13 protein-coding genes are annotated in these 21,470 nt (G+C 46.0%); 5 read left to right on the forward strand and 8 right to left on the reverse strand.

Features of this window, described 5'->3' with window-relative positions:
* Positions 1-23: 23 nt before the first annotated feature.
* From QUB30_RS11840 to ftsH2, 3 genes are all read right to left on the reverse strand, one after another.
* On the reverse strand, positions 24-1,313 hold the full coding sequence (locus QUB30_RS11840; protein ID WP_333333372.1) for an aminopeptidase P N-terminal domain-containing protein: 1,290 nt from the start codon (positions 1,311-1,313) through the stop codon (positions 24-26).
* 140 nt (positions 1,314-1,453) lie between these two features.
* A complete protein-coding gene (locus QUB30_RS11845; RefSeq protein WP_333333374.1) occupies positions 1,454-1,864 on the reverse strand; it encodes a hypothetical protein in 411 nt (136 codons plus the stop codon).
* Between the two features lie 135 nt (positions 1,865-1,999).
* Positions 2,000-3,886, reverse strand: coding sequence for an ATP-dependent zinc metalloprotease FtsH2 (gene ftsH2, locus QUB30_RS11850; RefSeq protein ID WP_333333376.1), 1,887 nt, complete (start codon positions 3,884-3,886; stop codon positions 2,000-2,002).
* Between the two features lie 404 nt (positions 3,887-4,290).
* On the opposite strand from ftsH2, the gene QUB30_RS11855 reads away from it, so the two are divergent.
* Together QUB30_RS11855 and QUB30_RS11860 are read left to right on the forward strand one after the other, a co-directional pair.
* Positions 4,291-5,373, forward strand: a complete 1,083-nt coding sequence (locus tag QUB30_RS11855) for a ParM/StbA family protein (protein WP_333236522.1) — start codon at positions 4,291-4,293, stop codon at positions 5,371-5,373.
* 20 nt (positions 5,374-5,393) lie between these two features.
* The gene (locus QUB30_RS11860) at positions 5,394-5,912 is read left to right on the forward strand and encodes a hypothetical protein (protein WP_333333378.1); all 519 of its coding nucleotides are present in this window, start codon (positions 5,394-5,396) and stop codon (positions 5,910-5,912) included.
* Between the two features lie 456 nt (positions 5,913-6,368).
* On the opposite strand, the gene QUB30_RS11865 is transcribed toward QUB30_RS11860, so the two are convergent.
* From QUB30_RS11865 to QUB30_RS11885, 5 genes are all read right to left on the reverse strand, one after another.
* A complete protein-coding gene (locus QUB30_RS11865) occupies positions 6,369-7,292 on the reverse strand; it encodes a hypothetical protein (RefSeq protein ID WP_333333380.1) in 924 nt (307 codons plus the stop codon).
* Positions 7,293-7,506: 214 nt separating this feature from the next.
* On the reverse strand, positions 7,507-8,904 hold the full coding sequence (gene mgtE / locus QUB30_RS11870; RefSeq protein WP_333333382.1) for a magnesium transporter: 1,398 nt from the start codon (positions 8,902-8,904) through the stop codon (positions 7,507-7,509).
* Positions 8,905-9,057: 153 nt separating this feature from the next.
* Positions 9,058-9,942: an amino acid ABC transporter substrate-binding protein gene (locus tag QUB30_RS11875; protein ID WP_333333384.1), complete on the reverse strand. Its 885-nt coding sequence runs from the start codon at positions 9,940-9,942 to the stop codon at positions 9,058-9,060.
* Positions 9,943-10,731: 789 nt separating this feature from the next.
* Complete coding sequence (locus tag QUB30_RS11880) at positions 10,732-10,962, reverse strand: hypothetical protein (protein ID WP_333333386.1); 231 nt, start codon at positions 10,960-10,962, stop codon at positions 10,732-10,734.
* A gap of 355 nt (positions 10,963-11,317) precedes the next feature.
* Positions 11,318-11,605, reverse strand: coding sequence for an ABC transporter permease subunit (locus QUB30_RS11885; protein WP_445300484.1), 288 nt, complete (start codon positions 11,603-11,605; stop codon positions 11,318-11,320).
* Positions 11,606-11,838: 233 nt separating this feature from the next.
* Here QUB30_RS11885 and QUB30_RS33830 point away from each other — a divergent pair, with 233 nt between their 5' ends.
* The 3 genes from QUB30_RS33830 to QUB30_RS11895 all read left to right on the forward strand — a co-directional run bounded on the left by QUB30_RS33830 (position 11,839) and on the right by QUB30_RS11895 (position 21,470).
* Positions 11,839-12,027, forward strand: coding sequence for a PAS domain-containing protein (locus QUB30_RS33830; RefSeq protein WP_445300485.1), 189 nt, complete (start codon positions 11,839-11,841; stop codon positions 12,025-12,027).
* Between the two features lie 737 nt (positions 12,028-12,764).
* The gene (locus tag QUB30_RS11890; RefSeq protein WP_333333388.1) at positions 12,765-18,218 is read left to right on the forward strand and encodes a PAS domain S-box protein; all 5,454 of its coding nucleotides are present in this window, start codon (positions 12,765-12,767) and stop codon (positions 18,216-18,218) included.
* A 90-nt stretch (positions 18,219-18,308) separates the two neighbouring features.
* Positions 18,309-21,470 (forward strand): response regulator, encoded by a 3,162-nt coding sequence (locus tag QUB30_RS11895; RefSeq protein ID WP_333333390.1) that lies wholly within the window; start codon positions 18,309-18,311, stop codon positions 21,468-21,470.

A 21,470-nucleotide genomic window follows, 5' to 3' on the forward strand; every position in this document is an offset into this window, starting at 1 on the left:
CTTGGGCCGAAAGCCTTCTACCTTCATTTAGGAACTCCCGCTGTCAAGACTTCATGACAATCAACTGTCACCAAAACATCATCTTCAATTCTCACGCCAATACCGCGCCATTTTTCAGGAACCTCCGGCTGTCCTTCAACTGGTTTAATATAAGGAGAAATATAAATCCCCGGTTCCACCGTCAGCACTTGTCCTGCCTGCAAAACTTGCGGATTTTCGCCGTACTGATAAACGCCGACATCGTGCACGTCCAGTCCCAGCCAATGACCGGTGCGGTGCATATAAAATGGCTTGTATTTCTCTTCTTTAATTATCTCTTCAATGTCCCCCACCAAAAGTTTTAAATCCATCAAACCTTCCACCAAAACGCGCACTGCTGTTTCGTGAATTTTGCTGTAAGGATTTCCCGGATATACTTGACTAACTGCCTGCAATTGTGCTTGCAAAACTAAGTCATAAATTATCTGTTGTTCGGCTGTAAATTTGCCGCTGACAGGAAAGGTGCGAGTAATATCGGCGTTGTAGTAGCCGCAAGCACAACCGGCATCTATTAGCAACAAATCGTTTTCCTGCATTTGCCGGTTGTTTTCGATGTAGTGGAGAACGCAGGAATTGTAACCAGATGCAACAATTGAAGGGTAAGCGGGAGTGCAGCCATTTAAGCCAAAAGTATGTTCTATTTCAGCTTGAATTTCATATTCGTACCTGCCCGGTTTGGCGAATTCTTGGGCGCGGTTGTGCGCTGCAACTGAGATCTTAGCGGCTTTTCGCATTAATGCTAATTCTGTTTCGCTTTTCACCAGCCGCATCGGGTGTAAAATGATGTTAGAATCTTCGACTGCTGTGGGGCCCGTGCCGCGTTTGGGGTAGGTTGCCATCAAGCGCTGCCAGTGATTGAGGACTGTTTGGTCGAAAGTACGATCGCGCCCGAAGTGATAGTATATTCGATCGGCTTTTTCTAAATATTTCGGCAATTTTTCTGCAAGTTCGGCGATGGGGAAAGCTTCATCCGCGCCGTACAATTCCTTAGCGCCTTCTACTCCGGCACGATAACCGTGCCAAGTTTCTTTTTCCAAATCTTTTGGCTGCACAAACAACACAAATTTGTGTTCTTCGTGGTGCGGCGCGAGCACTGCTACCGCCGCAGCTTCGTTGAAACCGGTTAAGTAGAAAAAATCGCTATCTTGTCGGTATGCGTATTCTACATCGTTGTGCATGACGGCTGCGGGCGCGCTGCGAAATATCGCCGTTCCGCTGCCGATTTTTGCCATTAGTTGTTCGCGTCTTTGTCGGTATTCGGTGGGGTTTGTCATCCGATTTTAGATTTTAGATTTTAGATTTTAGATTGAGTGTAATATTAACACTCGGAGGTTTCAAGCGCTGCTTGTCAGACTTGCACCCGCAAGGGACAGGGGTTGAAGATATAGGTGATCTGTTTTTTTTATTGGTCTACTTATTTATTCTCTTGTTCTGCGATCGCCAATTTACAAGTATAGTCAACCAGCCGAGACAAAGATGAGTTGCGATCGACTAAAGTCCATCTCGGAGCGAAATTCGACCAATTTTCGCCATCTTCGCTAACTCGGACGGTTCTCAACTCTCGCTGCTGGCAGTTAACTTCCATTTGCGCCAACAATTTCTCGTTACTAAACTGCTGAGTTCCTAGAATAATTCGGACGGGATAAGAAGGAGCACCGGGAATATCGGATTTGCTTGATTCAACGCTGCTGGGGTCGATGCAAATATCTACAAAACATCTTAATTTTTCGGCGCGGGCGCTCAAAGTATTGAGTGAAAAAAATATCCAAGTTGCTATAAAAAAAAATGACCAATTCTTAGTATGTATGGCAAATGTAGTATTCATCTGCGTTAATTGGCGTTTAGGGGCGCTTTAATATTATTGACAGTTTAATAATAAAAAGTAGGGAGGTGGCAATAGTGCTGCGTCCCTACTTTTTAAAGACACAGCAAGGCCGTGTCCCTAATTTTTAAACAAGTCTTAAAGTTGAGGAACGTACTGTTCTTTTTCAGGAACAAAAGTGTATTCAGAGACGATTAGGCGCAACTCTTCGCCGTCGATGGTTTCTTTTTCGATCAACAAATCGACCAAGCGATCGATCACGGTGCGATTTTCGCGAATAATTCGGCGGGCGTCGTCGTAGCAATGATCGACAATTGCTCGAACTTGTCCGTCAATCCGAGAGGCTATTTCTTCGGAATATTCCGATCGCGCTGTGTAGTCGCGGCCGAGGAAAATTTCGCTTTGCTGAGCTTCCAAGGCGATCGGGCCCAAGGTAGACATCCCATAGCGAGTCACCATTTGGCGCGCCATACCGCTTACTTGCTGCAAGTCGTTGCCGGCACCGGTGGTAACTTCGGCGTCGCCGAAAACTACTTCTTCGGCTGCGCGGCCGCCCAAAGCACCGCTAATCCGGGCTAAAATTTGCGATCTTGAAATCAAACCTTGGTCTTCGCTGGGCATGAACCAAGTCAAGCCGCGGGCCTGTCCGCGAGGAACTAAGGTAACTTTTTGCACGGGATCGTGGGCTTGAATGATTGTACCGACGATCGCGTGGCCGATTTCGTGGTAAGCAATCAAGCGCTTGCTCTTGCTGTCCACCAAGGGAGTGCCTTCCATACCTGCTACCACGCGATCGACTGCATCGTCAACTTCGAGCATCGTAATCGCTTCTTTGCGGCGGCGGGCGGTTAAAATAGCAGCTTCGTTGAGCAAGTTAGCCAAATCTGCGCCCGTAAAGCCTGGAGTGCGGCGGGCGATGGCGTCCAAAGAAATCTCTGCAGACAGCTTCTTGTTGCGCGCGTGAACTTCCAAAATTTCCAACCGGCCTTTGATATCCGGCGTATCTACGGTAACTTGGCGATCGAAGCGACCCGGACGCAGCAGCGCTGAGTCGAGCACGTCGGGGCGGTTCGTGGCAGCAATGATGATAATGCCAGTATTGCCCTCAAAACCGTCCATTTCGGTCAGCAACTGGTTCAGGGTTTGTTCCCGTTCGTCGTTACCGCCGCCGATACCGGCACCGCGCTGGCGGCCCACTGCATCGATTTCATCGATGAAGATGATGCAAGGAGCATTTTCTTTAGCTTTCTTGAACAAGTCGCGGACGCGGGAAGCGCCAACACCGACGAACATTTCGACAAATTCCGAACCGGAGATGCTGAAGAAAGGCACGCCGGCTTCGCCTGCGATCGCTTTTGCCAATAGGGTTTTGCCGGTTCCGGGAGGGCCCACTAGCAGCACGCCTTTGGGAATCTTCGCCCCGACTGCGGTAAAGCGTTCGGGTTTTTTGAGGAATGTTACTACTTCTTGCAGTTCTTCTTTGGCTTCCTCAACGCCTGCTACGTCGTCGAACAGTACGCCTGTTTTAGCTTCCATTTGAAAGCGAGCTTTGGACTTGCCAAAATTCATGGCTTGGCCCGGGCCGCCGGGAACGTTGCCACCGCGGCGGAAGAGGAAAAACAGTCCTGCTACTAACAAGAGGGGAAATACTAGATTGCCTAAAAGTCCCCAGACTGCGCCGTCGTTGCGCAGCGGGTGAGTGTCGAAGCTGATTTTGGAGTCTCTGAGTCTAGAAACCAGTTCTGGGGCATTTGAGGGCAAGTCCACCCGCCACCGCTGCACGTGATTGTCCAGTTCGGGATCGACTGCTTCGACAATAGCCGTCCGACCTCCGTCGTAAAGGTCAACGCTGGTGACTCGATCGGCGTTTAAGTAATCTAAAAATCGACCGTAGCTCAGGCGAGTGCTGGCGGTGTTCTTTGTCATTTCTCCCGGGGATGGGGCAAAGGCCCCCTGCCACAAGAAAAAGCCGATGACTAAGGCGGGTAAAGTCCAAAGTAGTATAGTTCGCCAAGAAATTTTCATAAATGCGGGTGCCTTGAATTGGGGACAGATCGGGTAAGATCGCGGTGTCGGAGGAGTGCGACAAAAGTTTACACTCAGAATCTTAACTAAATTTAACTTAACAATGCACTCTCAGGCAACAGGGCGTATTGCCGCGATCGATCGAGAATACTCCTCAACCGAAACCATCCAGGGTACAAGCCCCCGGACCGCGGCCCCTGTTGTCGCCTCTAAAATCTAAAATCTAAAATCTAAAATCTAAAATCCATTAAGGGCGATCGTCCCGAATATAATATTTGGTGCTGATTTCTATACCGATCTAGGTAAAGTTAGAAGAATCGCCGCAAAACCAACTGTCTTTAAAGGCGGCAGTGTCAAGGGATAAGGCATGATAATGGTGAGGCTCAGTGAGGTAACACATTTCAATGACAACTAGACAGCTTGTTCCTAATTCGGCTATGCTGACGCAGCAGACTAAAGTCGCTTCTCACAAATCGATTATTAGTGCTGATTTGGGTCGGACGGCAACTAAAGCTTGCGTGAGTCGCAACCCGAGCAGTGTGGTTTTCATCCCTGCCAACGTGGCTGCTATGCCCGTGGAAAAGGTGCGGGGCGGCAGCTTTGAGTCCAAAGCAACAGACCCTCTGTTGGATATGTGGCTGGAATACCAGGGCAAAGGGTACGCTATAGGCCAACTGGCTGCGGACTTTGGCGCTAATCTCGGCGGCGCAGACCAGTCGAAAGTAGTGGATGCTTTGGTTAAGGTTTTTTCCTGTGCTGGATATTTCCAGATGAAGGGCGAATTGGCAGTAGTGCTGGGTTTGCCATTTTATTCGCAGGATCAGTTTGAGAAGGAAAAGGAAGAGATTATCAGCCAACTGCGCTCTCCCCACGTTATGGTGTACCGCGGCGAGCGTTTGGAAATTGACATCCGCCACGTTTGGGTGATGCCGGAAGGATTCGGCAGCTTAATTTGGTGCGAGGCTCAAGACAATAAGGAGTTTACCCCGGAGTTGCCGGAACTGTCGGTGGCTGTTGTCGATATCGGACACCAAACTACTGATTTGTTAATGGTCGATCGTTTCCGGTTCGCCCGGGCGGCTTCTAAGAGCGATTCCTTCGCAATGAACAAGTTCTACGAACAAGTTGCCTCAAAGATTCCGGGAGCAGACCCTCAATCTCTGTCTTTACTGGAAGCGGTGAACAAACCGGAAGGCCAGCGTTTCTACCGTCCGAGAGGAGCGACTAAGCCGACTAATTTAGATCCGATTATTAAGGATTTGCGCGAGGCTTTCGCTAACGAACTGTCCGAACGTTTGGTGCAGTGGCTGCCGGAACGGGTGACGGATGTGGTTCTGACTGGCGGCGGCGGCGAGTTTTTCTGGGAGGTGCTGCAACCCTTGCTTAAAGACGCCAATCTTAAGGCTCACTTGGCTCAGCCTTCTCGGAAAGCTAATGCTTTGGGACAGTTTATTTATGCTGAGGCTCAGCTAGCCACGATTAAGTAACGCATTAAGGCTTGAACCCTATGGCACTGTGGGCAAAAAATAAGGCTAATTTCTCGGTGGCGTTTACGGAAGATGCTGCGGATCAAACTTTGCTGGCCGCTATTGAAAAAGAGTTGGCTTTCACGAAGTATCAGACTTTCAGCAATCTCTGCAAGCAAGCTTTGTGGCAGTTTTTGTCTGTATCTGAGTCTGCTAGCTCTACAGATAGCTTTCAGGGGTTGGAACAGCGTATTGCTGAACTTGCGGTCAAATTTGCTGAGTTCGAGCGCAATGTTTCTGCTGAGGAATTAAACCGTTTGGAGGGACTGGAACATCACCTGAGTCAACTCAGCGCCAAGTTGGATCAGTTGCAGGGGAGTGTTAACAGTAACTTTGCTCAAGTTTCTTTTGCCCAAGTTTCAAAAGTAGTAGAGCCTAACCCGATGGAGTCTGAGTCTGTGGCTGACGATCGTGTAGTTTCTGATGCTGAGGTTACTCCTCGTCGGGATTCCGATCCTTTGTTGGAGCGTTTAAGTTCTTTGTTACCGCAAGATTTCTAGAATGAGGTAGACCAAGGCTAAAAAGCCTTGAGATGTAATGTTAGTGGCCCGCTGTTGGCAGCCGGTACTGAATACAGAAACAAAGCGATCGCTCTTTTGAAAAAAAAGGGCGATCGCTTTGTTATATCAATTCCGGTTGCATCGAAATAGTCAAATCCAGTCAACAGCGATGACCTGAGCGAAGCCGAAAGGTCAACAATCACGGATGGATGGTGGAAGCGGAATCGATCTAATTCATCTGCGTTAATCTGCGTTAATCTGCCTGTATCTGCGGTGAAAAAAAGAGAATTTATTAACCGCAGATGACAATGGATTGACGCAGATTCACGCAGAGGTCGAGAATAGAGATCTGAATCATTCGGATGCTAAATGATTTGATATTATTTGTCAGTTGTCAGTTGACTGTTGACTGTTGTCTGTTTTCTGTGGTTACAAATTACCAATTACCACTTACCATTATTCGATTAATCCTAATTTTTGTAATCGCGAACGAATGGCACCTGGCTGTCTCTGAAATCTCTGAACTAATTCGCCAATTTGTTGACCGCTAGCATATTCTTTCTTCAAATTTTCGTCTTCATCCTGACTCCACTTGACATAAGCTCTGGGATATTTATGGCGAATTTTCTCATTCTGGGTTTTAGGTCGATAAGCATTCTTTTGATCGGCATTAAAACCCGAACTAAACCGTTGGTTAATTTCCCCGCCGCTACTAGCTACAGCCTCCTGCACCCGGTTGGGAATCACAGCAATTTCTTCTGAGAGCTCAGCCAAAGCACTGTCTACTTTTTGCTGAAGTTCTGTTAGCTGCCGCTGCTGCAAACTGCCCCACTGCGGTAGTTCGTTGATAAACTGCTGCAAGTCCAAAATTATTGTTGTCAAAGTTTCGACTTGTTGCAACTCCGGTCGCTGTTTGAATTGGCGGCTGGTGAGTTCGATCTCGCTTTGAATCATTTTAATAGTTTTTTCTAAAATTATTAGTCGCTGGCGCAGGTTCTCAATTGCTGAAATTAGAGAGTGTACGTTTTCTCCAGGCCCAACATTGAGATTTTCGCGAGATGTTTGGGAAACAGCTTCGTCTAAAGCATTTACAGCAAGTTGCAATTGCTCGATCGCGCGATCGGTAGTAACTGCTTGTTGATTTACGCGATCGAACGTTGCCGCCGTACTTGCTTTAACTTGCCCGTGCAACTTCTGCCGGTTGACAAAATTCAACACCAGCGAAATCACTACAGGCACTTGGGCATAAACGCTCTGCCCCCAAACCAAACTAGCAGCCAATCCCACAGCAGAGGCAGCAAGAAAAACCAATTCAGCAGTTTCTAACAAATTGCTCGACTTGGGATTTTGGCTTTTGGTTGGTGAATTGGATGATGACATAGGCTAATACCATTTTAGATTTTAGATTTTAGATTTTAGATGTGGAATGACTGATGAAGCTCGGAGTTTGGAACACGGGCCTATAGTTGCATTATTTTTTTTTACTGGTGCAAGGATGCGGGTAAAAATAAAGTGCGATCGCACGCAGGCCCAGAATTGAGCATTGGCGATCGACAAATTAAGTTTTTTATTGACAGCCATGTAATTAAATATATTAAAGCTGCAAAATTAGTCGAGCTAAAGTGAAATAAATCAAGACCCCGAGGACATCAACTGCGGTGGTAATAAAAGGAGCAGACATTAAAGCAGGGTCTAAGCCCAAAGAACGAAATAGAAACGGCAGAGCTGAACCGGCAATAGAAGCTAAAATTGCGATCGCCAACAAACTCACCCCCACCGCGGTTGCCACTGCTAAATTCCCTTGCAGAGTGTAAGCCCAGCCCGTCGCTACAGTCCCCAATATAGCTCCTAGCAGCGCTCCCGCCATCCCCTCGCGAACAATTACTTGAAACGGGCCCATTGCTGTAATTTCGTCAGTGTTCAAACCGCGAATTACAACAGTTGAGGACTGAGCTCCGACATTGCCTCCAGTGCCCGTCAGCAGGGGAATAAAGGCTGCTAGGGCGACTACTTGGTGCAAAATATCTTCTTGAGCTCTAATAATTGCGCCGGTGACAGTATTAGTTAAAAGCAGAACAAACAGCCACACGACCCTTTTCCGGGCAACAGTGATTAAATCTGTCTGAAAATAATTGTCCCCGCCGGACTGGACGCCGCCCAAGGTATAAATATCTTTGGCGGCTTCTTGTTCTAAAATGTCGATCGCGTCGTCAACTGTAATGATCCCCACCAGACGCTGTTCGCGGTCTACAACGGGCACGGCTAAAAAATCGTAACGCTGGATCAGCCTAGCGACTTCTTCTTGATCCGTTCCTGTTTGAACAGAAACTACTTCGCGGGTCATAATTTCCCCGACAGTTTTGTCGAGGGGGGAAGTGACTAAATCCCGCAGAGATAAAATACCGGTCAAGCTGCGTCCGGCGTCAGTGACGTAAAGAGAATAAATTGTTTCGGTAGTTTTAGCCAAAGAGCGAATTCTGTCTAAAGCTTGAGCGACGGTAAAGCTTTCTTTCAGAGAAATGTATTCCGGGGTCATGATCCGGCCGGCGGTACTGGCTTCGTAACCCAAGAGTTGCGCCGTTGCTTCTCGTTCCGTCGGGCTCAATTCACCCAACAGGCGGCGGACTAATATTGCCGGCAGTTCGTCAAACAGTTTAGCTCGATCGTCCGGGGACATTTTGTCTACAATGTCAATGACTTCTTGGCGTTTAAATTTTTCGCAGAGGGACTGCTGAACGCTGGAGTCGAGATATTCGTAAACTGCGATTGCTTCGTCTTTGGAAAGCAAGCGGAAAGCTATTACTTGCATGGTTTCTGGCAGACCTTCGATAGCTTCAGCTATGTCTGCTTCCTGCACCGGGTGCAAAATCGCTTTTGCTCCTTTAAAGTCTCCTTCTTCCAACAGGGCTTTTAACTGCGATCGAACTAATTCCCGCAGTTCTTTTCGCGCGTAGGTGGGTAGAGAAGACGATTGATAATTTTTTTCTGTCACTGATGACCCTCCTAAACCTGTGCTGCGCGCCTTCCTGAATCCAGTTTAGAGCCTATTGACGCCACTGGTTGCAGCGATCGGACTTGCCCTGACAATATACGCATATTATCCCTATTCTTGTGGTGCGCGCCGAACACGTTGCCCGATTTGGGTTCAAATACATTTATCTCGATCGGCGACACTCATCGGTAGGAAAGGAGAATTGCGCCCCAGCACTTTTTCCAACAGGTTCGTCGAACTTTGATTGCGAATAAAATTATTGACTGTTTCTTTCCATTCAGTGTCGCTTGCTGGCAGGATCATGCCGTAAGAAATGCAGGTTAAAGGCTGCTCCGGTATAACAGAATATTGGCTTTGAGTTAAACCCTGTCTCAGCGCTTCTCCTACTAACAGCATTCCGTCGCTAGCGAAGGCATCGATTGTTCCTGATACCGCATCTTTTACACCCGACTCTCTGCCCGCGATACATTCATAAATTTGCTGGTTGGCTAGTTGATATCGGCCTGCAATGAATTGTTGGGTAACAGAACCGCTTAGCACGCCAATGGTCACGTCTTGCAGGAATCCCGAAGGATTGACTTTCAGTCTGTTTTCTGGCTTGACTAACAGATATGTGCCGCTGTATAAAAAAGGCAGTGAATATGCAATCCCGCTGGGGGGATTTTTTAGGATTGTATTAGGCCCGCATTCTAGGTGAGCGCGCTTGCTGGTTACGCTGCGGAAGCGCCCTTTTTCGGCTGATTCGTTGAGGTCTGTTTCTAGTTTTTCTAAGCGGATGGAGCGATTTATTTTTTTTTCTAAGTCAGCTCGGAAAATTTCTAAGCCTTCCATGCAAACTCCTTGCCATTTTTCACCTTCTAAGTAGCCGAAGGGAGGGGCGTCTTTTCTGATACCGACTTTTAGAATCCCGGTTTGCCGAATTTCTTCCAGTGCTGTTTGGGCTGAGGCAACTGTAGGTAAAGCTGCGGGGAATAATATCGCAAATATGGCTGTAAATGCTGCGAGTTTTAGGTTTTTATTGGTTAGCGTTGAGTTCATTCGTTCGGCATCCGAATAGATATTGTACTGGTTTTTAATATGATACGCAAAAAAACAATCTTGTCAATATATTTGGGTGCTTGTATTTTGGGCGATTGGGGTGTTTTGGGTGGTGCGATCGGCTAACTTCAACCAGCACCGTCTAAAATTAAGTTTCGGGGGTTTGGCAGCATAAAAGTGTCGCCTGCTTTAATTAAGTCGCAAGAGCAGAGAATTGACCGCCGCTTTCGCTCAGCTTCGACTTCTATATTGCAGTCCTATTTTTCCCGAATCAAACCAACAATTGATATTTTTATTCTGCCACAAGGGAAAGCTGTCGACTAAACGGTTAGTCAATACAACCAACAGCGACATCACAGAAGTAGCCGCTAAAAGCCAAGGAAAATTGCCTGATGCCGTTGCTTTAAAAATCGTCTCACCCAAACCGCTTGTTGTAATTATTTTACCTTTAGACTGCACGTATTTGCTGAGAATACTGGCATTTTAAGCTCCGCCCACCGCAATAATTTATGTGATTAAATAAGGAAAAATTCCGGGTTATTTTAAATTTTTTCATCGCTGAAACAGGGAAAAATTGTAAACTTACGCGGCTTCAAATAACTCGGAATGTATTGATTTAGCGCCGACAATAACATTAAACAGTAAATATAGCAATCCTTGCAGGAGTCGTAAAATTTTTACCCCACCCCAACCCTCCCCGAACCCGCGGGGAGGGAGTAAGAAATTCACAAATGATTTAGGATTGCTATACCACATTGTAGCCAACATCATCAGCGCTACAGAACCAATTTATAAGCCATCTCCCGTTTGAATTAAAGCTTGTAGCAATACTGGAAATAAAGCCGTTGCAGGTACAGAAGTGGCTATTTGTACTAATGGCTGCAAAATCTGAGCTAAACGCGGATTTCGACCGATCGCCACTCCAATCGCCACTATCGACAACAGCGATAAAAATAGGGCGCAAATGACGCGCAAAGCTGTGAAAAATGCACCTCCTATGACTTTTTGCCAGTCAGACAAACTCAACAACCGCAGCAGCAGCACCCTTTCCCAAGTTCCCCACAGTACAATGAGGGCAAACCCACTGACAAATATCCACTTTATCCACTTTCCGATACGGCTTTTTTTCGGGAATTTGTTGGTAAATTAGCACGTGCAAAAGCTCTTGCCCAACCGCGATCGAAACTGCCCCTGATTGGCGAAATACGCGACTTCTAAAATCGCAGCTTTGCCGGTCGCCTTAAAATATATAACACATTTGATTGCGGTACATTCGTAGCTTCCACGGATTGATATTTAACAGCCTTTATTAGCCGAGCAATCAAAGGCTGTTAAATGAAAAAACATATGGCTGTAATCACACCAATTAATACTGCTAAAACCAGCCGAGCGCCCCAAAATTGCATTCATTGGCTGCCTTGCCTACATAGGAACCGAGTCCAGGCAAATTAAATTTTTTGTCATCCAGAGTAAAAAAATCGATCGCAATCAAAAAGAACCAGCCGCCCCCCACTGACATGACGCTGTTCCACACCAGCCCGAGCGCAACAGCAGGCAATTCTAACGTCCAGAACGGCTGCCAAGGATTGAGCCGATAAACTTGAGCAGCTTCCTTAAGTTCTCGCGGAATCGCGGAAAGCGACTGATAGAAACTAAAAGTCATATTCCAAGCCATCCCAGTAAATATAGCAATCCTCGCATCATTTGTGAATTTCTTACGGACTCAGAGCGGGTTCGGGGAGGGTTGGGGTGGAGTAAAAAATTTACGACTCCTGCAAGGATTGCTATATCAGCCCCAAAAAAGCTGGCACAGCCAAAATCGCAAAGCCGAGCCCATAACCCAATTGCTTTGCCCGTGCGATCGGCTATCATCAATAACGAAGCTGGCGATCGCTATTGGATAACGTGCAGTTGATCGGCGTCCTACTCGAGCGACCGCGAAATGTTAACTACGTAAATCCTTTCTTCTTCATCGTCACGGGTTATACACAAAAAGAAGTTTTGGGAAAGAATTGGTGTGACAACTTATTACCTTGCTATAGTCAACAATTAATTAAAACTGTCCATATCACCTGGCAGCAGTGATAGTGAATCCCCTCCCTGCAGCTATGGTTCCTGTTCAAACTGCCAATGTGTTGGGCTGGGATTTAGAGTCTCAGATCGCATCAAGGAACGGGGAACAGGGCAGAGGGATCGGGGAACAGGAAAACCATTTTATGTAGGAATGGGGATCAAAAGCTGCATCTGAATAGTATAGAATTATAAAAAACCAGATGGGACATTACAAGGTGCGTATTGTGGGATAAAAATTCTCTGCGCTCTTAATTTTATTACGGAATGTTTAAACTTGTATCTTTTCCTTAACCCTCTTATATTCTTTACCCAATATTTATTTTTTCTCTAGGGTATTGTTATGGTTGCTTCAACCGAGCTTACAGCACTTTGCAACAAGAATCAAATACCCCTTAGTTAAAAAATATGTCTTTTGGACACACTCCCCCTGCTGCTCGAATCAAATGCTCCGTCACGTTCGCAAGCATCAAATCTACTGGTTTTGTCGCCAATGTTGGCAAACAATACCTATTTACAATCTGAACAGATGTGGCTCATCGCCCTCTCTAAATCTAGTTAGACAGCTAGGGCTTAAGGAACAACATTCTTGGCCGGTGGAATCTCATAGCTCAATTTAGGGGGAATAAAGTTTAGATATTGTCTTATGGCTAACTGGTTTTCACGCTCTCAACTTTTTTTATAGCATCATTAAATTACCCAACTCTCGCCCAAGAAATGGAAGACAGCCCTATTCATCTATCGCTTAATTTATGGTGATCCCTCGACTCAACGTAATTATAAGTTTACGCCAAACACCACTTAAACGATTGCTACCTCTTTTGCTTGGTGTGGTGGCCTCTCTTGCTGTTTTATTTACGTGGCAACAGCTAACCATCAACGGACAAATTCACATCGAGCAGTTAATTCAGCAGGAAGCCAATGCGATTCAGTCACAACTGACCGAAGGATTATCCATTCGGGTGTTGACGCTTCGGCAAATGGCGAATCGCTGGCAAGCCAATGGCGGTACACCAAAGGCTCTTTGGGAAGCCGATGCTGAGGCTTATGTAAAGGATTTCTACGGTTATCAGGCGATCGAATTAGTCGATCCATCATTTAAAGTGCGATGGGTTGCGCCACAGGCACGGAATGAGGCAGCGCAAAACCTAGATTTTAATGGGGAACTGCGTCGCAAAATTACTTTGCAAGTAGCTCGTGATTTGCGTCAACCTATCTTAAGTCGCAATATTTCACTTGTTCAAGGGTGTCAAGGATTTATAGCAAGTTTTCCTTTGTTTGTAGGTGAACGTTTTGATGGGTTGATTGTCGGAGTTTTTCAGCTTCAAACTCTATTTGAAAGTATTTTAAAAGTGTCGCCCGGGTACAATGTGGCTATCTATGGTGGCACAAGTTTGCTCTACGGTCAAGAGTCTTTGTCTCCATATTCAGCTCAGAAAACAGTTGTAGTGAAAGCCTATGGTGTAGACTGGAGAATAGATGTTTATCCAACTTTAGATTTAGTAGAGAATGTCAAGTTTTATTGGCCTAGAGTTGTATTAATTGGTGGCTTAGTTTTAGTTGTGCTTCTTATGTGGGTCATGTATCTCGCACAAGTTAGTTATTGCAAAGTCGATAAATTCAAAAAAGCCAATCGCCAGTTGCAATGGGAAATTTACCAGCGACAACAGGCAGAAATTGCGATCGCTCGACTAGCTGCGATCGTTGAATCTTCGGAAGATGCCATTCTCAGTAAAGATTTAGAGGGTGTAGTTACAAGTTGGAATGTAGGAGCCGAAACAATTTTTGGCTATACAGCCGTCGAAATAGTAGGGCAATCAGGGAGTAAACTGATTCCCGCAGACTATCGAGATGAGGCCAACGAAATTTTCACCAAAATCCAGCGAGGAGAACGCATCGAACACTACGATACAAAGAGGCTGAGGAAAGATGGAACATTAATCGATGTCTCGATGAGTGTCTCCCCCATTAAAGACCAAGCAGGGAATATAATTGGAGCTTCAAAGATTGCCCGGAATATTGCCGATCGCAAACAAGCAGAAGCAGCACTACGTCAAAGTGAAGAACGCTGGGAACTTTCTGTACGCGGGAATAATGACGGCATTTGGGATTGGAATGTTCAAACCAATGATGTCTTCTTTTCTAGTCGCTGGAAGGAAATGCTGGGCTATGAAGATGGTGAAATCCAAAACATTCTAGACAAATGGGCTAATCTGGTACATCCCGATGATTTGGGATGGGTGATGCAAGCCGTTCAAGACCATTTTGCCAAGAAAACTCCTTTTTATATCACAGAACATCGCGTTCGCTGCAAAGATGGTTCCTACAAATGGATTTTGGATCGCGGTCAGGCACTTTGGGATGATGCAGGTAACGTAATTCGGATGGCTGGCTCTCACACCGACATTACGGAGCGCAAGCAAGCTGAAGTTGCTTTACAGGTCAGCGAAGCCAGATACCGGCAATTGATCGATAACTTAAATGCGGGTTTTGTGATTCATGCGACAGATACCAGCATCCAATTATGTAATGAAACGGCCTGTGAATTACTAGGGCTTTCAATGGATCAAATGCTGGGAAAAACTGCGATATCTCCGGCCTGGCATTTTGTGCGGGAAGATTGCAGCGTTATGCCCCTAGAGGAATATCCGGTCAATCAGGTTTTATCCAGTGGAAGTTCCCTCAAAAATTATGTTTTAGGAATTAAAAAAGAAATTGATAGTTGTGTTTGGGTATTAGTTAATGCCTTCCCGGAGTTCGCTCAAAATGGTCAAATCACACAAGTTGTAGTTACGTTTATTGATATTAGCAAGCGCAAAAAAGTAGAGCTGGAAATCCAAAAAACTCGTAATTTCTTACAAGCACTGCTGGATTATCTACCGATTGCAATTTTTGTTAAGGACGCAGAGCCTAAACGATTTGGCGTATTTCAGTTTTGGAATAAAACCAGCGAACGGTTATTTGGCATTTCAGCCGAACAAGCGATCGGCAAAAGTGGCTATGATTTTTTTCCAACAGAACAGGCTATCTTTTTTGACCAAAAGGATAGAGAAGCCTTTGACAAAGGTAAGACTGAGGATATTCTCGAAGAAGTCATTGACAGTCAGAGTCTGGGAAAACGTTGGCTGCATACGGTGAAGATTCCCATTTACGACCAGCAGCATCAGTCCCAGTACCTACTTTGTTTTTCACAAGATATCACCGATCGCAAACACGCAGAAGCAGAGCTTAGAGAAATGAGTGAGGTGATGAAAAATGCGGTGTCCGGCATTTCCAAACTGGATGTACAAGGGCGTTACCTATATGTCAATAAAGCTTATGCTGACATGACAGGCTATCAGCCAGAAGAAATGATGGGGATGTTCTGGGAAAAGACCGTCGCTCCCGATGAGTTGGAAAAATTGGTTGCAGCTTATTGGCTGATGGTGCAAGAGGGCAGAGTTGAAGTTGAAACGAAAGGGGTTCGTAAAGATGGTTCGGTTTTTTACAAACAAGTGGTGATGATTTCAACTTACGACGAACAGCATCTATTTTTGGGGCATTACTGCTTCATGAAAGATATTAGCGATCGCAAAAAAGCCGAATTTGCACTAGAACAGGAACTCCTGCGGAGTAAAGCCTTCTTCAACACTTCAATGGACGGTGTTGTTGTCATGGATTGGGTCGGAAAAGTTGTCGAAGCTAGTCCCAGTTTTGCTCAAATGCTGGACTACACCCTAGAAGAAACCCTGAATCTGAGTGTGTTTGATTGGGATGCTGAATGGACGAGCGAAGAACTACAAGTTATGCTCCAGAGAGAGGAGGTTATTCCGCTGTTTGAGACGCGACATCGCCGCAAGGATGGTTCTGTATATGACGTGGAAATTAGCTGGAACCGGGTGGAATTACAAGATGAGATGATGAACTTCTGTATCTGCCGGGATATTAGCGATCGCAAACGCAACGAAGCGGAACGTCAACAAGCAGAACAGGCACTCCGAGAGAGTGAAACTCGCTTCCAATCCTTCATGAATCACAGTCCTGCTCCTGCCTGGATTACCGACGAAAATGGGGTAATGCTCTATGCCAGCCAGACTTATTTTAATACCTTCGAGTTACCCACTGACGAGCTGATTGGAAAATCGATTTTTGAACTTTACCCCGCCCCTATCGCCCAACAATTTCTCGACAATATCCAAAGGGTTATTCAAACTCAGGAGGTAATTGAAACGGTTGAGGTTGCGCCCCGTCGAGATGGAACGCTGGGTGATTTTCTCGTTTACAAATTTCTCATCCCCGACTTATCTGGGCAAATGCTAGTCGGTGGTGTGGCGATCGATCTGACGCAACAAAATCAAGCTGAAACCGCTTTACAAATGAGTGAGGAACGCTTAATGCTAGCACTAGAAGCCTCTGGAGATGGACTGTGGGATTGGAACATTAAAACTGGAAAATTTTACCTGAGTTCCCACTACCAGGAAATGCGGGGCTACAAGCCGGGTGAGTTGGTGATGGATTTGAACCTCTGGGAGCAGATGATTCATCCTGATGATAAATTCTGGGTTCTTGAGTATCTCAATAGTCACTTGCAAGATAGCTCAATTAAGTATGCCTTTGATTATCGCGTGCGTTGCAAGTCAGGGGAATGGAAGTGGATCGCTGACTACGGGAAAGTCGTTGCCTGTGATGAACAGGGTAAGCCTTTACGGATGATTGGAACACACAAAGACATCAGCGATCGCAAACAAAAAGAACTAGCACTGCGACAAGCAATGGAAGCTGCAGAATCAGCAAACATGGCGAAAAGTATCTTCCTCGCCAATATGAGCCATGAACTCCGCACACCCCTCAACGTAATTCTGGGATTTACCCAGGTAATGACCCATGACCCCTCCCTCACTCCCAACCAGCAAGAAGACCTACAAACCATTCGTCGCAGTGGCGACCATCTCTTGAGTTTGATTAATGATATTTTAGACCTCTCGAAAATTGAATCAGGACACTGCACAATAGAAGAAAGTGGATTTGACTTAATTGCCTTGCTACATAACCTGCGAAATATGTTAGCAGAACGAGCCAGTTCTAAAAGACTTGACCTTTGTTTCGAGATTGCTCCCGAAGTTCCCCAATTTATTCTTGCCGACGCTCAAAAACTGCGCCAAGTTTTGCTCAATCTTTTGAGTAATTCGATTAAATTTACCGAGCGGGGAAGCATTACTTTGCGCGTCAGCATCAAGGCTCCCACTACAGAAGTAGCATTCACAACTCGGACTATTCTCCAGTTTGCAGTGAGTGACACGGGTGTAGGGATTGCACCCGAAGAAATTGACACTATCTTCGATGCGTTCGTGCAAGCCCAAGCTGGAAAGCAATCGGTAAGTGGCACAGGGCTAGGATTGACCATTAGCCGCAAACTCTTAGAGCTCATGGGCGGAGAAATTGCTGTTAGTAGCATCTTAAGACAGGGAACTACATTTACCTTTACTCTCCCCATCACTCCCACCAGTGGAGTTAACCTCACATCCGAACAGCACGATCGCCTCGTGATAGGGCTGGCTCCCGGTCAACCCCACCATCGCATTTTGGTAGTTGACGATCGCGCCGAAAATCGCCTGTTGATAGTCAGATTGCTGACACAATTAGGATTGGAGGTACGAGAAGCTACCAACGGACAGGAGGCAATCCAGCTATGGCTTGAATGGCAACCCGACCTCACCTGGATGGACATCAGAATGCCCTTGCTAGATGGATACGAAGCCACTAAAAAAATTCGGGCAATGGAACAGGGACAAACCAGCATCATTATTGCACTAACAGCACAGGCTTCTCAGAGCGATCGCACCCTCGCCCTCGCTGCTGGCTGCAACGACTACATCAGCAAACCCTTCCGAGAAAATACGCTATTTCTCAAGATGGCGGAATACCTGGGCTTAGAGTATGTCTACCAGAAAGAGGGAACAGTGCATGAGAAACAGGAAACATACCTCTCCTCTACGATCTCTCCCGTTTCAGATTCCCTCGCTCCAACACTTATGGCAACATTACCAGAAGCATGGCTGGCTCAATTGGAGGAGGATGCTGTATGTGGAGACGATGGGGCGATCGTTGAACTTGTATCTCAACTGTCTCCAGAACTCGCTCAACTTGCTACCCGTCTGACTGAACTTGCCAACCAGTATCAATTTGAGCAAATTCTTCAGCTAATTCAGGGCAATTCCCCAACCTGAGTGGGGGATAGGAAAATTCTTCAATCCAAAATCCCAAATCTAAAATCTACAATTGACAAGTTTTTAAATTTTAGAATTACTTAGTTTAAAATGCAAACACCAATTGCTACCAAGCCACCCTCACTCACTCCTTTAGAATTGACAACTTTAGAGCAGTGCAGCGATGAATCAGTGTATGCTCCCGGTTATATTCAACCTTATGGAATAGTTTTGAAGTTGCAAGAAGCTGACCTCAAGATTTTACAAGTGAGTGAAAATGTACAACTGTTTTTTGGCATAGCTGCAGAAGCATTGCTGGGTCAGCGCTTACAACGGTTATTTTCCCGCGCTCAAGTGCAACAAATTGCCGAATATCTGAGCGAAAATAACCTAGAAATTCATAATCCGTTTGAGCTAAAAACACACCGGAGAATTGCCCAGGTAGATCGGGGTCGGAAAACTCAGACCTTTAGAAGCACGCTGCATCGGACAGCAGATGGGTTAATTCTGGAACTCGAACCCCAACTTACCACCAACAAAACTCATTCAGTACACTTCTATCATCGCCTCCAAGCTGCCATTCTCAAACTTCGCAGCGCAACCAACCTTTCCGATTTAGCTCAAACCCTTGCCAAAGAAGTGAAAGCGATGACCGGATTCGATCGCGTCATGATCTACCGCTTTGAAGCCGACGATCATGGGGTAGTGATTGGAGAAGAAAAAGAAAGCCATTTAGAAAGTTATCTGGGATTGCATTATCCGGCGATCGATATTCCCGTACCCGCCCGCAAATTGTTTTACCGCAATTGGGTGCGCCAAATTCCCGATATCAATTACACACCTGTCCGCCTAATTCCTACTAACAATCCCCTCACCAATACACCCCTGGATCTGAGTGATTGTGTGTTACGGGGAGTCTCTCCCTACCACATCGAATATTTGCAGAATATGCGAGTCGCCGGGTCGCTGACAATTTCGTTAATTGACGATCGGCGTCTCTGGGGATTAATTGCTTGTCACCATTACAGCCCGCGATTGGTGAATTACGAAACGCGCAAAAGTTGTGAATTTTTAGGACAATTTGCCTCGATTGAACTGGTGCATCAGCAAGAACGAGAATTGAATGTTTACCGAAAGCAAGTAAAAACTATTCAGGATCAACTTCAGCAAGCATTCCAGCGAGAGTCCAATTTTATCGAACAGGTATTGACTCGAAATGCCTCTCAACTGCTAGATTTAGTTCATGCTCAGGGGGCTGCAATTCTGCTTGATGGTCGTCTGACACTGGTGGGTCAAACACCATCTGAATCAGAGATAGAGGAGTTTGTAAAGTGGTTGGCGCAACACAACCAGGAACGAGTATTTGCAACAGCTTCTCTCTATCAGTTGTATCCCCAAGCGAAGCAATTCAAAGACCAAGCCAGCGGTGTTTTAGCAATCTCAATCTTGCTGAGCTATGTCAAACAAAAGTCATACCACATTCTTTGGTTCCGACCCGAACAAATTCAAACCGTAAACTGGGCAGGTAATCCACAGGATGCCGTCACAGTCGATGAAATTGGAGCAATGCACTTGTGTCCCCGGAAGTCGTTTGAACTGTGGAGGCAGACAGTGCGGGAAATGTCTTATCCTTGGCAGGTGGTGGAGTTAGAAGCAGCCGCCGAAATGAGAAACATCCTCATGCTGGCAGTGCTGGAGTTTTCACAAGCTGCCCTAGAACAAGCCGCAGAGCGGGCTGCGATCGCTAACCGCGCCAAAAGCCAGTTCCTTGCCAAGATGAGCCACGAACTCAGAACGCCGCTGAATGCCATTCTGGGATTTACCCAGCTTATGAACCGCAGTCCTAATATTCCATCCGAATTTCAAGAGCATTTAGGTATCATTAATCGCAGTGGAGAACACCTGCTAGCATTAATCAATGACGTTTTGGAAATGTCCAGAATTGAAGCCGGCCAATTGGTACTGAATCGAAGTTGTTTTGATTTGCATCGGCTGCTTTTTTCTATTAACGATATGTTCGTCCTCAAAGCTTCTGAAAAAGGTTTGAATCTGAGTAGTGAGTGGGATGCTACTGTGCCGCGCTATGTCTGCGGTGATGAAGCCAAAGTTCGCCAAATTTTGATTAATCTGCTAGGGAATGCGATCAAATTTACAACCACAGGAAAGATTGCGCTGCGGGGACGAGCTTTTTCATCAGATGATAGGCCATCTGGAACGCTAAGCGAAGGCGAAGACACCATCAACCAAACCAGTTTGACGCTGCCTATTTCTGTTCCCTATAATCTATGCGATTTTAAAAAAACAATTACCCTGCATTTTGAGGTTGAGGATACCGGATCTGGTATTGCGCCCTCAGATTTAGAATCTATTTTTGAAGCTTTCATGCAAACAGATTGCGGTCGTCACGCAAAGGGAACGGGTTTAGGACTGTCTATCAGTCGTCAGTTTGCTCGTCTGACGGGAGGGGATATCACTGTCCGAAGCAACCTGAATCAAGGATCGACTTTTACCTGCGAAGTTATTTTGGATCTACCGGAGTCCCTTGATTTAGAAGAAGCTGAAGCCGATCTCGTTATCGGGCTGGAATTAGGGCAACCGATGTACCGAATTCTAGTCGCAGAAGACGTTCCAGAAAATCGGCAATTGCTGGTGACACTGCTGGAGTCAGTTGGGTTTGAGGTGTGTGCGGTTGAGAATGGGACACAGGCGATCGCCCGCTGGCAAGCATGGCATCCAGATTTGATTTTGATGGACATTCAAATGCCTGTCATGGATGGTTATGAAGCGACGAGACAGATTCGAGCGCAACAGTCATTAGTCATTAGTCAGCCGTCATCAGCAGACAACTCTGAGCATAAGATAAATGACAAAGCAAAAATGACCAGCATCATTGCTCTCACTGCATTAGCTTTTGAAGACGATCGCAACGCCTGTCTGCAAGCCGGTTGCGATGACTACATTACCAAGCCGTTTAGTGAAGCCACACTTTTCGACAAAATAGCTTTTCACTTGGGTGTCCGCTACTGCTACGCTAAAAAAGTTCTCCGAGAGTCATCTGTTTTACTACCAAAGACGTTGACTCCAGAAGATTTGAAAACTATGCCTCTCGAATGGATTGGACAAGTCCATGAAGCAGCACTCGATCTCAGCGATCGCAAGCTCTATCAACTCATAGCTCAAATTCCCAAGGAGAAACAAGATATCATTGAGGCAATGATATCGCTGGTCGATAACTTCCAGTTGGAAGCGATTGCAACTCTCACCCAATTTTAG

It is taken from the genome of Microcoleus sp. BROC3 (genome assembly GCF_036702515.1).
Classification (GTDB): Bacteria; Cyanobacteriota; Cyanobacteriia; order Cyanobacteriales; family Microcoleaceae; genus Microcoleus.

Bases quoted from the DNA above. Each gene is read 5' to 3' on its own strand.
- QUB30_RS11840 (WP_333333372.1), bottom strand. From the start codon at position 1,313: ATGACAAACCCCACCGAATACCGACAAAGACGCGAACAACTAATGGCA.
- QUB30_RS11845 (WP_333333374.1), bottom strand. From the start codon at position 1,864: ATGAATACTACATTTGCCATACATACTAAGAATTGGTCATTTTTTTTT.
- ftsH2 (WP_333333376.1), bottom strand. From the start codon at position 3,886: ATGAAAATTTCTTGGCGAACTATACTACTTTGGACTTTACCCGCCTTA.
- QUB30_RS11855 (WP_333236522.1), top strand. From the start codon at position 4,291: ATGACAACTAGACAGCTTGTTCCTAATTCGGCTATGCTGACGCAGCAG.
- QUB30_RS11860 (WP_333333378.1), top strand. From the start codon at position 5,394: ATGGCACTGTGGGCAAAAAATAAGGCTAATTTCTCGGTGGCGTTTACG.
- QUB30_RS11865 (WP_333333380.1), bottom strand. From the start codon at position 7,292: ATGTCATCATCCAATTCACCAACCAAAAGCCAAAATCCCAAGTCGAGC.
- QUB30_RS11875 (WP_333333384.1), bottom strand. From the start codon at position 9,942: ATGAACTCAACGCTAACCAATAAAAACCTAAAACTCGCAGCATTTACA.
- QUB30_RS11885 (WP_445300484.1), bottom strand. From the start codon at position 11,605: ATGACTTTTAGTTTCTATCAGTCGCTTTCCGCGATTCCGCGAGAACTT.
- QUB30_RS11890 (WP_333333388.1), top strand. From the start codon at position 12,765: ATGGTGATCCCTCGACTCAACGTAATTATAAGTTTACGCCAAACACCA.
- QUB30_RS11895 (WP_333333390.1), top strand. From the start codon at position 18,309: ATGCAAACACCAATTGCTACCAAGCCACCCTCACTCACTCCTTTAGAA.